Raw genomic sequence first — 12,512 nt, forward strand, 5'->3', positions numbered from 1 at the left:
AACGGAGGAAAACCCAATGGTTAAGTCCTGGGCATTTGACATCTTCAACTACCCCTTCGACACTCGGGCCGAACACTTCGACCCGGAAGCAACGCAGGAACTCTACGACTGGCACATGGAATCTTGGGTCAAGGCCGAGGAACAAGGATACGAAGGTGTGCTCTTCAGCGAGCACCACTTCACGGCATACAACGTCACGCCCTCCCCCAACCTGCTGATCGCAGCACTCGCACAGCGCACCTCGACACTTCGCATGGGTGTCATGGGCAGCATCCTGCCGTTCCACAACCCCCGCAGGGTCGCCGAGGAAGCGGCCATGTTGGACTACCTCACTCACGGCCGGCTCGAAGTCGGACTGGGGCGAGGCGTGGACGAGCAAGAGTTCAAAAAGGAAAAAATCCGGATGGAAGACACCCGCAGCTATTTCCTGGAATCCCTGGAACTCATCGAAAAGGCCTGGCGAAATCCTGTCTTCACCCATCATGGAGAGCACTTCCATTACGACGACGTCAGCATCTGGCCCCGGCCCCTGCAAAAGCCAACCCCGCCCGTATGGATGTTGTCCTTGAGCCCCAGCACCCTGCAAATGGCCGGCGAAAGAGGTTACAAAGCGACATCGGCCTTCATGCCTGTCGGACCCACTGCAGAGGCCTTCGAAACCTTCCGGACAGCTGCCCGATCTGCCGGGCAGCCGGCGAATAGCGACATGGTCGGCGTACTTCGTCCCACCTTCGTCGCTGAAACGGATGAGGAAGCCCGGCGCATCGGTGAACCGGCGCTGAACCACATGTTCGGCCTCTTCAAGGAAGCTGCCCTCTTTGAGGACATGGATAATGTACCCGAGGGCTACGAGTTCTACAGCTCCTTCTTCCGGCCCTTCGTCGGCGGAGACATGAGCTGGGACGCCCTGAAGGAAGCCGGCGTCATCATCGTCGGCTCACCTGAGACGGTCCGTGATCAGGTCATTGAGCAGGCAAAGACCCTCAACTGCGGCAACTTCTTCATCTGGCAGAGCTTCGGCACGCTCACAAAGGAGCAGACCCTGCGCTCCTACGAACTCTATGCCGAACATGTCATCCCCGCATTGAAGCAACTCGAACTCGACTCGGAACCAGCCAGCGTCTGACGTCGAAAAAAGCTGATGACGCTGGCTCCATTTTGGGGCCAGCGCCATCAGGCCGAAGTACCGACGAAGCGAACCGCCGAGCTGCCGAATTGCGCTGGTTTGCTGGAGCCTGCCCGGTCCCTCCGTGCTCAGGTCGCTGACAGCGACCCCCCCAATGCTCGAGGCCCCGCAGAGTGGGGCAGAACCTGCTTAATCGAAAAAGCTTGAGCACGCTGCTGGACCTTCCGATTCAGAATGGACATCTTGTGACTGCCTCCTTAACAAACGAGCCATCCGAAATCATTCGGACCTTCATCGCTGAACTGCTAACCGCTACGGAAACCTTGGAACCCGTACCACCTCTGCGGAACCGGATGGAAGGGATGACGTTGCAGGACGCCTACGACGTCCAGGACGCACAGCTACAGCACCATCTGACTAGCGGCCGGGTGCTCGTCGGCCGGAAAATCGGCCTGACCTCGTTGGCCATGCAGAAGCAACTGGGCGTGGACTCACCGGACTTCGGCTTCTTCTTTGAAGACATGGTGCACCACGACGGCGCGGACATCTCCGCGTCCAATTTCATCCAGCCCAAGGTGGAACCCGAGTTCGGTTTCGTTCTCAAGCATTCCCTCCAAGGTCCCGGCGTCACACTTGAACAGGCAGCTGCCGCGATCGACGCTGTTTACCCTGCGATCGAGATCATCGACTCGCGCATTACCGACTGGGACATCAAACTCGTCGACACCGTAGCGGACAACGCCTCCTGCGGAGCCATCGCAGTCGGGTCTACCGCTCTCGACGTCGATCCCTCCGTTCTCATGGAGATCTCCTGCTCCCTGGTGATCGATGGCCAAACGATGGGAACCGGAACCGGCGCCGACGTCATGGGCAACCCCGTGGCACCGCTGGCCTGGCTGGCCAACGTCCTAGGCGAACAGGGCGTCGTGCTCGACTCCGGCCAGCTGATCCTGCCCGGTTCCTTCACCAAGGCCGAGCCTGTCACCGCCGGGAGCACCGCGGCCGCGGATTTCGGTCCGCTGGGCAAGCTCACCATCAACTTCATCTGATCCCCAGTAGGGACAACACCAAAGGACACCCCATGGCCAAAAAAACCGCCGCGATCGTCGGATCCGGCAACATCGGCACGGACCTGATGTTCAAAATCATGCGCCGCAGCACCAACGTCGAAGTCAAATACATGATCGGCGTCGACCCTACCTCCGACGGGCTGGCACGGGCCGCCGGGCTCGGCGTCACCACCTCCGCCGAAGGCGTTGACTGGCTCATGGCCCAGGACGAGCTTCCTGACTTCGTCTTCGAATGCACCTCCGCAAAAGCCCATGAAGCCAACGCTCCCAAGTACAAAGCCGCCGGCATCCATGCGATAGACCTGACCCCCGCCGCCATCGGCCCGTACCTATGCCCCGTGGTAAACCTCGACGCGCTCGAAGACGTCCTGAATGTCAACATGATCACTTGCGCCGGCCAAGCCACCACCCCCATCGTTGCCGCCGTCTCCTCCGTGGTTCCCGTCGAGTACGCCGAGATCGTTGCTTCTATCGCGTCCAAGTCCGCCGGCCCGGGTACCCGGGCGAACGTAGACGAATTCACCGAAACGACGGCGAAAGCACTGCAGGAGGTCGGTGGTGCTAAACGCGGCAAGGCCATCATCATCATCAACCCGGTCGAGCCGCCCATGATCATGCGCAACACCATCTACGCCGCGATCCCCGCGGCAGCCGCCGAGCCCGGTGAACTCCGGGACAAAATTGTTTCTGCGATCAACGATGCCGTGGTGAAAATCCAAGACTACGTCCCCGGGTACTCCCTGCGCGTGGAGCCGCAGTTCGACGCGGCCCGCGAAGACTGGGGCGGCAACGGCCGGGTCGGCATCTGGGTGCAGGTCAAGGGCGCAGCGGACTACCTGCCCGAATACGCGGGGAATCTGGACATCATCACCGCCGCCGCCACCCGGACAGCTGACCTGTTGGCCGAACGCATGGACGCCCACGTCTCTTCACCCGTAGGAGCATGATAATGAGTACCCCCGCCGAGCTGAGCGTAAGGCTCACCGACACCACACTTCGCGACGGCTCCCACGCCATGAGCCACAAATTCACTGAAGCGCACGTCCGCTCCGTGGTACGCGCCCTCGACGACGCCCACGTCGAAGTTATCGAAGTCACCCATGGCGATGGGCTCGGCGGCTCGTCTTTTAACTACGGTTTCTCCCTGACCCCCGAGCTGGACCTGGTCCGTGCCGCCGTCGACGAGGCGAAGAACGCCAAAATCGCCGTTCTAATGTTGCCTGGTCTAGGCACCATTCATGATCTGAATCGTGCTCACGGTGCCGGCGCATCCGTGGCCCGGATCGCCACACACAGCACCGAGGCCGACCTCTCCATCCAGCACTTCCAGCACGCGCGGAAGCTGGGCATGGAAACCGTCGGATTCCTCATGCTCTCCCACCGGACCACTCCCGAAAACCTCGCGAAACAGGCACGTATCATGGCCGATGCGGGTTGTCAGTGCATCTACGTTGTCGACTCCGCCGGAGCCCTGATTCTGGAGAACGTGTCTGAACGTGTCTCGGCCTTGGTCGCCGAACTCGGCAGCGACGCGCAGGTGGGTTTCCACGGCCACCAGAACCTCAGCTTCGGCGTCGCGAACTCCGTCTACGCAGCACGGGCCGGGGCCAAGCAGATTGATGGCACACTCCTTGCCTTGGGCGCAGGGGCAGGAAACTCGCCCACCGAGGTGCTGGCAGCCGCCTTCGAACGTCTGAACATCCATACCGGCGTCGACGTCCAAGCGGTAATGGCCGCCGCGGAAGACGTCGTGAAACCCATCATTACGCGCATGCCCATCATGGACAGGGCCTCCATCATGCAGGGATACGCCGGCGTCTACTCCTCCTTCCTCCTCCACGCCGAACGCGCCGCTGAACGTTACAACGTCCCCGCCTGGCAGATCCTCGAAGAAATCGGCAAGGCAGGCTACGTCGGCGGCCAGGAAGACATGATTATCGATGTGGCCGTGCAACTGGCCGCTGCACGCTAGCCACCTCGGTTAGCGGTACCGGGAGAGGCCGTCGGGCTGCATGTGATCCGATGCCCTCTCCCACCGGTGCAACACCCAAGCAGCGGAATAGCCGAAGGGGCTGCAGGAACGATTGAATGGCCCGGAACCGTTCGTCAACCCGAGGAGAAATCTATTGCGCCTGCGTGAAAACCGGAACAAGGAAGACTATGAACATCGGGAACCCACCGCAAAGCGTCGCGATACCCTCAGCCGATACGTCAGCGATCCCCTCCACCCAAACAGTAGTTGCGGTTGTCATCGAATGGCGAGGAAAGATAGCACTGCTCAAGCGAAGCCGGGACGTCCACAACGACCGAGGCCTGTGGCACTGCATCACCGGTTACCTCGAGCCCGGAGCCTCTCCGAAGCAGCAGGCACTTCAAGAACTTATCGAAGAAACGGGCCTGCATGCGGCAACTCTGCTCGACCTCAGGGCTGGGCCTGATTTAGTCATCATTAGTAAAGACGCGACGCCATGGCTGGTGCACACCTTCACAGCCGTCACATCCCAGCGTCGGCTGAAAATCGACTGGGAGCATGATGCTTACCGCTGGATAACACCAAACAAGGTAAAACGATTTGTCAACCGCGTAGCATGGCTGGACGACGTACTACATGCAGCACTCCTCACCCCATAGGTCCGACACCGAATCGACTTAACCAGGGAACAAACCTCTGACCTGCATCCGGTGTCACAAGGGGAATCTAAGGCATGGCTTCTTGGAGTCTCTTCGTCGCCAAAGGCGCCCCCGAACTCACGCAACTGCATTGGGTCCTAATCGCTGGGCTCGTCCGACCTCTCAGAAGACCCCCTCCGGGGGTGGATCACAGGGTAGGGCTTTGAGCTTATTCCACGCGTGGCCCTCACAAACGGGCCGCCCGATTGGAGGGATCGTAGGCCGCAAATGGAGGCTCGGATTTCGGCGTCGTGCTTGCCGCCCATCCAGGGCACTGTTTCAAGCAGCGCTGCGGGGTGGGCGCGTCAGTGCGTCGAGCGCAGCCTGTCCAGCTCACCGAGGTCGGCCAGCGAAGGCCGCAGACCACGATGAAGCACTATTCCTTCGGGCAGGCCCGTCACCTCCACCACTGATCCCGACACGCTAAACGTGAATCGGGCACCCCCAGGGCCACGTTCGTAGCCCAAAAGTCCCCCCACGACTCAGGCAACACGGGGTCGATCCAGAGCCCGCCCAGGGAGAAGTGTGCGTCATAGCGCAGCATGCTCCGGATCAGCATGATCGGAGTCGTTGCAGCCCATGCCTGAGGCGAACATGCTGTCGGATATGGGAGCGGTTCGGGGTAGTCTTCGCGGCTGAACCCGCAGAACAGTTCCGGCAGCCTGTGGTCCATGTATTCGGCCGCCTCCATCAGAGCCTCCGATAGCCGCTGGGCTTCCTTGACGAACCCGTAGCGCATCAGCCCGGCAACGATCAGCGCGTTGTCGTGCGGCCAGACGGAGCCGTTGTGATAGCTCACCGGGTTGTACGCGCCCATGTCCGTAGCCAGGGTGCGTACGCCCCAGCCGCTGAACATCTCCGGGGACATGAGCCGCTGCACCACCTGTGGTGCCTTGTCCTCGTCCACGATCCCGGACCACAGGCAGTGTCCCATGTTGGACGCGCAGGCATCGACCGGGCGTTTGTCCCGGTCGAGCGCGATCGCGTAGTATCCGCGGTCCAGCAGCCAGAACTGCTCGTTGAACCGTTTTTTCAGCCGCTTCGCGCGGTCCCGGAGCTCGGCCGCGAGGGCCCGGTCCCCGGCGTCGTGGGCCATCCATGCACGGGCGACATAGGCGCTGTACACGTAGCCTTGCACCTCGCACAACGCGATGGGAGCCTCGGCGATGCGGCCGTCGGCAAAATTGATTCCGTCCCAGGAGTCCTTCCAGCCCTGGTTGATGAGGCCCTGGTCGTTGAGGCGCTCGTACTCGACGAACCCGTCGCCGTCGCGGTCGCCGTAGTCTTCGATCCAGTCCAGGGCACGGTCCGCGTGCGGCAGCAGGGCGGCGATGTCCGCCGCAGGGAGTCCCCACCGGCTGACTTCGCCCAGCAGGGTCACGAACAGGGGAGTGGCATCGGCGGTGCCGTAATAGGCTGACTTACCTCCCAGTGCCAGGCCCGTGCCGACCCCGAGCCGTACCTCGTGAAGGATCCGCCCGGGCTGTTCCTCCGTCAGCGGGTCAACTACCGTGCCCTGACGGTCGGCCAGGGTCTGCAGCGTGCCCAGCGCCAGCGGTGCGTTGATGGGCATCACCATGAAGGAGGCCAGCAACGAGTCCCGCCCGAACAGGGCCATGAACCATGGCGCCCCGGCGGCGACGACCATGCGGTCGGGGTGCTGCGGGTCAACGATGCGCAAAGCACCGATGTCGGCGTAGCTACGGTAGCCAGTTCTCGCGACGGACGGATTTCCCATTCGGAAAGGAGGGATACTCGCCACCCAGGCCTGCTGCCGCCGGTCCTGTGGGGAGACAGTGTCCGAGTTGGAGGGGAAGGGCGGCGAGGCCTGCTCAGCGTCGGAGGAAACCGGCGCCGCAGTCACCCGGACGCTCCACTCCCCATGCGCGGGGATAACTGTGTGGAAGAGAAGACCTTCCGCACCGGCCTCGGCGCCCGGTGCGTGCACGGTGACGCCCTTCCGCACATCCTGCCAAACGGCTGCCATCCTCACAGAACCGTTCTCGTACCGGCGCGTCTGTTCCCACTGCCGGTGAAACCTTCCGTCCTTGACCTCAAAAAGATCCGCGAAGTCCGCGTCCACGGACAGCGCGACTTCGCAGGGGGCCGACTGGGGGGCATAGTTGTGGATCGTGATGTCTTCCAGGATGCCGGCACCCAGCTCGCGCTTGCGTTCCACGGTCAGCGGGCTGTCGGCCCGGCCCTCGGCACGCACAGCCCTGCCAACGTAGGTTCCCTGGTGCGGCGAGGGCGTCAAGGCGCCGAGGGGCTCCAGCGGCTGGCCGTTGACGGTCAGAGACCAGCGGGACAGAATCCTGGTGTCCTGATGGAAAACGCCGTGCGGGTGATGGGGAAAGATATCCCCGTTCTGCAATGAGATGCAGAACGACGATCCCTCCACCAGGGTTACCGCACTCTGCCCGATAGGGCCTGCCGCGTTTTCTGCGTTCCACCCCGCCATCACAGGCTCCAACGAAATCACCCGCCTCACACTGACTTGAATCTACACCCATTGCTGAGTGCATCCCAGATCAGCTTGTGCCGGCGTCCTCTCCTTTTGAAAAGGCCTGGCTCCGGTACTGAAAAGGCTCACGGGATCAGAGGAACGGCATGTTCGGAGTCCTGGGCCGCCAACCGGCCGGTGAAGTTAGCCGGTGCTGCGCCGGTGCGCTCCATTGAATGGTTCATCATCTTGTTCAGCAGCACGTTCCGGGACCACCCGTACTGAACGGCCGCCGCTGCGTACCAGTCCCGCTCCTCGGTGGTGGCCGCCTTGGCCAGAATCGTCCTGATATGGCCCCACGGCAAATGTGCCACAACCTGTGGCACATTTGTCTCGGCGCCCCAGTCGCGCACCATGGCTGTCATGTACTGCAGGTTCCGGTACGACAAGCCCTTCATGTCCGGGAACGAGGCACCCAGGTCATTTGCCAGCTGCCTGAGGACGCCGCTCCCCCACCCTTGACGGTCCTGCCGGTCCAAGATGTCGTTGCCGAGCGACCAGTAGAGCTCGATGAGCAGCGCGTTGACGGTTCGTTGCGCCTGGACCCTGACGTTCGCCACCCGGGTCTTCAGGATCTCCAACAGGTCCGCGTAGCCTGCCGACAGGTCGATTTCTGAAGACGTCATAAATCAACCTACCGATCGCCAAATGTGCCACAGGCCGTGGCACAACATTTGGCGCAGAGTTCCCCTGCGGAGCAGCGTCCACGGAGGCCACGCGACATATGGCTGGTTATCGGCTCTTTGAAATGAGTCGGGGGGAGGGCTCTAAAGTAACCGTCCGCTCTCATTCTAGATGTCGGTTCTCGCATTCAACCCTTCACTGGGTACGACCCTGACGCCCACCGGCTCGGGCTTCCGCGCTAGGAGGCTGCTGAATTAAGTCGCGGGCGTTAAGGCGCGTCGGCTGGATTGGTGGGGCTGGTGGTTAAGACTGGTCTTATGCAGGGACGTGAGGACGCGCAACGCGGGTATTTGGATGTTGAGGCGCTGGCCGGGGAGTTGTTGGCCCCGGGCAGCGTCTTTGCTTTTCTGGCCAAACATCGGGGGCGGTTGTTCCCGGATTCGATGATGGAGGACCTCTTCCCGTCGCGGCGAGGACGGCCATCTGTTCCGGCGCCGGTGATTGGTTCGGTGCTGGTGCTACAGGCATTGCAGGGGCTCTCTGACCGCGAAACGGCGGAGGCGTTGACCTTTGACCTGCGATGGAAGGCCGCGTGCGGGTACGGGCTGACCGACACGGCGTTCCACCCGAGCACGCTGACGTATTGGCGGAGGCGTCTGGCCGGATCGAGAAACCCGCACCGGATCATGGAGGCGATCGCCGAGGTCGTCGCAGGGACCGGGGTATTGAAGGGCAAGCGCCGGCGGGCAGTGGATTCAACGGTCCTTGATGACGCGGTCGCGAGGCAGGACACGGTCACCCAGCTGATCGCCGGTGTCCGGCGTTTCGGACGTGAAGTCCCCGGCGGCCAGGAACTGGTGGCTACCCACGCTACCGGGTACGACTACACCCGCACCGGCAAACCGGACATCGCCTGGGATGACCAGGACGCCAAAGACCGGTTGATCTCGGCGCTCGTCAGCGACGCGCTTGCCCTGCTGGGAGCGGTCGATCCCGACACCCTCGAGGGCAAGGCCGCTGATGCGTACGCGCTGCTGGCCCTCGTGGCCGGGCAGGACGTGGAACCGGCCGAGGACTCGGACGGGACCGACGGGCGGTGGCGGATCGCCCGCAGGGTCGCCTCGGACCGAATGATCTCCACCGTTGACCCGGATACCCGGCATGCGCATAAGACCCAGTCCCGTCAGCAGGACGGATTCAAGGCCCACATCGTGATCGAGCCCGATACCGGGCTGATCACCGCCGCGGAACTGACGAAGGCTTCCGGACCGGAGAACAGCGACGGGACCGTTGGTGCGCGGCTTCTCGCGGCGGACCCCACGATCACCGGTACCAGCGTGCAGGTCCTGGCGGATTCGGCCTACGGTTCCGGGGAGATGCTCGCCGCCCTCGCCCTGACCGCCCATACCCCGGTGATCAAACCCTGGCCGTTGCGCCCTGCCGTCGACGGCGGGTTCACCCTCGATGACTTCGCCGTCGATGAGGCAGCCGGGACCATGACCTGCCCGAACAAGATCACCCGCAGGATCACCGCTAAACGCCGGGTCACGTTCGGAGCGGCCTGCAACGGCTGCCCGTTCCGGGCCCGGTGCACCACCTCACCACGGGGACGGAAGATTATCCTCCACGAACACGACGCGTTGCAGCGCGAACACCGCCAACGCGCCACGGACCCGGCCTTCCAGGAGAACTACCGTACCCACCGGCCCATGGTCGAACGGTCCATCGCCTGGCTCACCCGCGGCAACCGCCGCGTTCCCCACCGCGGCACCAGCCGCAACAACGCCTGGCTGCAACTGCGGATCGCGGGACTAAACCTGCGACGCCTGCTCACACTCGGACTGACCGTGAACGAAGGCTCATGGACGCTGGGATGAACCATCCGTTCGAACCCGTCCAATCCCACCACTGGATGACGCCCCACATCTGCGGCACAATGAATCAAGCGGGCGGAACGACCCCGTTGTCGCACCCAAGGGTGCTGACCAGAACACGCCGCTTGACGGCCATTGGTGGCGTTCCGCCCGCCCCACAACCACGTTTTTCAGCAGCCTCCTAGGCCGCTGCCAACATCCCAGCCTCCATTAACCCGCATCCCGAGAGCCACGGCATTGCGGGCGAACATTCAACTCACTGCAGCGCCCCGTTGCCTCTCAGAAGTGTTTTCACCTCTGCAGGGCGGAGGGCGCTCGGGCTGGAGTTTGCCTCCACTTGCAGTGCCTCCGCGATCAGGGTCGCGGTTCGAACGAGGAACGCACGACGTCGGATTGCCCGGTCAGGGCTGCTTCCGGCAAGAAGGGTATCGATTTGGGGCAGAACGGGCCAGCCGTCGCATAGCGTGATGACTGTGATCAGCAGGTCCGCGGCGTCCGTCCTGCCCACGCCGGGCAGGACGGCCATCACCTGGCCTACCTTGGTGGCGCAGTGGTCTGACCGGGTGGCGCGGCTTACGGTTTCCCGGCCGCGTTCCAAGCCCTCCCAGAACAGCAATCGCGGCAGGACACCCTCGCTGATGTGCCGGTCGAAAAGGCGCCCTGCGTAGTCTCCGACGGCCTCGGGTCCGAGTCCTTCGATGGGAACTTCGGTCATGACCCTAACCATTTCCGCGGCCAGGACTGCGTCGAACAGGTCGTCCTTCTTACCGAAGTACTGGTAGATCCTCTCCTTGTTGACCCCTGCGGCTGCGGCAATCCGGTCTACCCGCGCCCCGGCCAGACCGTTGGAGCTGAATTCCTCCGTGGCAGCCGCCAACAGAAGGTCCTTCGTGCGTTCCGTGTTCCATGCCATCGTGCCATTGTACGTAAACTCCAACCAGTCGGTTGCAATTGCAAGTCTGCGGACGTATTGTCAACTAAACAAGCAACTGATCAGTTGGAGATACATTGGACACAGCTTCCAGTCCCACGCCCGCCTTGGCTGCAGCCCAGGTTTCCTCCGAACCTGGGGCGCAAGGTGCCAGGCCTGGCCGGCCGGCCACGCCGCCGTCGATTCACGTGCGGGTTGCCATTACGTGGCTGGCCATCTTTCCGTTGGTGGCTATCGGAATGATGGCGGCCAGTCTTCTAATGGAGGGCTGGCACCCGATATTTCGGGCCTTGGTACTCACACTGGTGGTGGTACCCATCGCCGTCTATGTAGTGCTACCCCGCCTGTTCGCCGCTCACGCTTTCGTGGCCCAGCGCGGCAGCGCGCGCAGCTAGCGGTCAGCATTTGATACCCAACACGCCCTCGTCGTCGCCCGCCGTCGCAATCCAGGCGTCTCCCTGTTCCAGGTCCATACGGGATCGACGCCGAGCGTTATCGGTATGAAATGGGCGCGGGGCCAGCATGTAGCCCGGCGTACTGCCGGATGTCTAGCAGGACGTTTCGAGGTCTAGTCATACTTGAGCTCGTCGGTGGCAATGTTCAGGGTCTGCTGGCAGCTCAGCCGAACAGGACGGCGGCTTCGTCGTAGCGGTTCTGCGGGACGGTCTTGAGCTGGCCGAGGGCTTCCTGGAAGCCCACGTGTTCAATGTCCGTGCCCTTCAGAGCAACCATGGTGCCCCAGTAGCCTTCCACCACGGAGTCAATGGCCGCCATGCCCAGCCGGTTGGCAAGTATACGGTCAAAGGCCGAGGGCACCCCGCCGCGCTGGATGTGGCCAAGGACCGTGGCACGCGTTTCGATACCGGTCCGTGTCTCCAGTTCAGGTGCCAGCTGGTCTGCGATGCCGCCCAGCCGGGGCCGGCCAAAGGTGTCCAGGCCGCGTTCGGAGTGCGGGGTCTCCATATGCTCGGGAACGAACCCTTCTGCCACGACAACCAGCGGTGCGCGTCCGCGGGCGTGGGCTTCCTTCACCCATTGGGTGATTTGCTCGATGCTGACCTTCTGCTCCGGGATGAGGATGGCGTGGGCGCCGGCGGCCATGCCGGCGTGCAGCGCGATCCAGCCCACGTGGCGGCCCATTACCTCGGCGATCATTGTCCACCGGAACGTGTCCAATGACGTTCCGTATATGCCGATCCAGCATGGTCTGGTACGTCTTGGTGGTCCCACTGGATGGCCGGATCAGGAGATCGATGTGTTCCTGGATGACTTCGGCCACATTCGGTGTGCGCTTCGCGTTGGTGAGCATCGCGTGCTGGGCAACCTCGAAAGACTGACCATTGGCGTCCAAGAGCCGCTTTAGGGTCTCAGCTTCGACGGAAGTAGGAACTGTTATGCCCTGCTGTTCGCGGCTCTTTGGGTCCCGCCACAGCACCATGTAGGACGATGTACCGTCCTTTTTGGTGCGTTTACGGATGCTTGCCACATAAAAAACGGTACGCCGCTGTCAACACTTTGGGCGTTTTTGTCAACACTCAAAGTGCAAACAGGCCCCTGACCTGCGGAAACACTGTGCCCGAGGTGGGACTCGAACTGCATTCCAGCCCGCGCAATCACTGGGAAGTCGCGGAAACATGCCGAGTACGGGCCAGTCCGGCCCTAGTACGGCCCAGTCCGACGGCAAAAGTGTGGACACTGTCCACAGCCGGTTTGG

The 12,512-nt window shown here is 62.6% G+C and carries 8 protein-coding genes and 2 pseudogenes; 6 read left to right on the forward strand and 4 right to left on the reverse strand.

Going from position 1 to position 12,512, the window contains the following annotated elements:
* Positions 1–16 precede the first annotated feature (16 nt).
* The 5 genes from ACQCSY_RS00570 to ACQCSY_RS00590 all read left to right on the forward strand — a co-directional run bounded on the left by ACQCSY_RS00570 (position 17) and on the right by ACQCSY_RS00590 (position 4,827).
* Positions 17–1,126 (forward strand): LLM class flavin-dependent oxidoreductase, encoded by a 1,110-nt coding sequence (locus tag ACQCSY_RS00570; protein WP_427132301.1) that lies wholly within the window; start codon positions 17–19, stop codon positions 1,124–1,126.
* A 362-nt stretch (positions 1,127–1,488) separates the two neighbouring features.
* Positions 1,489–2,175, forward strand: coding sequence for a 2-keto-4-pentenoate hydratase (locus tag ACQCSY_RS00575; protein WP_427132303.1), 687 nt, complete (start codon positions 1,489–1,491; stop codon positions 2,173–2,175).
* A 32-nt stretch (positions 2,176–2,207) separates the two neighbouring features.
* On the forward strand, positions 2,208–3,143 hold the full coding sequence (locus tag ACQCSY_RS00580) for an acetaldehyde dehydrogenase (acetylating) (protein ID WP_427132305.1): 936 nt from the start codon (positions 2,208–2,210) through the stop codon (positions 3,141–3,143).
* A gap of 2 nt (positions 3,144–3,145) precedes the next feature.
* A complete protein-coding gene (gene dmpG / locus ACQCSY_RS00585) occupies positions 3,146–4,168 on the forward strand; it encodes a 4-hydroxy-2-oxovalerate aldolase (RefSeq protein WP_427132307.1) in 1,023 nt (340 codons plus the stop codon).
* 188 nt (positions 4,169–4,356) lie between these two features.
* Entirely contained in the window at positions 4,357–4,827 is a 471-nt protein-coding gene (locus ACQCSY_RS00590; protein WP_427132309.1) for an NUDIX domain-containing protein, read from the forward strand.
* 344 nt (positions 4,828–5,171) lie between these two features.
* On the opposite strand, the pseudogene ACQCSY_RS00595 reads toward ACQCSY_RS00590, so the two are convergent.
* Both ACQCSY_RS00595 and ACQCSY_RS00600 read right to left on the reverse strand, forming a co-directional pair.
* Positions 5,172–7,327 (reverse strand): annotated as a pseudogene (locus ACQCSY_RS00595) (glycogen debranching N-terminal domain-containing protein).
* Positions 7,328–7,455: 128 nt separating this feature from the next.
* On the reverse strand, positions 7,456–7,995 hold the full coding sequence (locus tag ACQCSY_RS00600; protein WP_427132311.1) for a DUF1016 N-terminal domain-containing protein: 540 nt from the start codon (positions 7,993–7,995) through the stop codon (positions 7,456–7,458).
* Between the two features lie 315 nt (positions 7,996–8,310).
* Here ACQCSY_RS00600 and ACQCSY_RS00605 point away from each other — a divergent pair, with 315 nt between their 5' ends.
* Positions 8,311–9,870: an IS1182 family transposase gene (locus ACQCSY_RS00605; RefSeq protein ID WP_427132313.1), complete on the forward strand. Its 1,560-nt coding sequence runs from the start codon at positions 8,311–8,313 to the stop codon at positions 9,868–9,870.
* A 253-nt stretch (positions 9,871–10,123) separates the two neighbouring features.
* Here the strand turns inward: ACQCSY_RS00605 and ACQCSY_RS00610 are convergent, their stop codons facing one another.
* Both ACQCSY_RS00610 and ACQCSY_RS00615 read right to left on the reverse strand, forming a co-directional pair.
* Positions 10,124–10,780, reverse strand: a complete 657-nt coding sequence (locus ACQCSY_RS00610) for a TetR/AcrR family transcriptional regulator (RefSeq protein ID WP_427132315.1) — start codon at positions 10,778–10,780, stop codon at positions 10,124–10,126.
* A 636-nt stretch (positions 10,781–11,416) separates the two neighbouring features.
* A pseudogene (locus ACQCSY_RS00615) lies at positions 11,417–11,953 on the reverse strand (6-phosphofructokinase); the annotation flags it as partial.
* Between the last annotated feature and the right edge of the window lie 559 nt (positions 11,954–12,512).

The sequence above is a fragment of the Pseudarthrobacter sp. S9 genome, assembly GCF_050156545.1.
Taxonomy (GTDB): Bacteria; Actinomycetota; Actinomycetes; order Actinomycetales; family Micrococcaceae; genus Arthrobacter.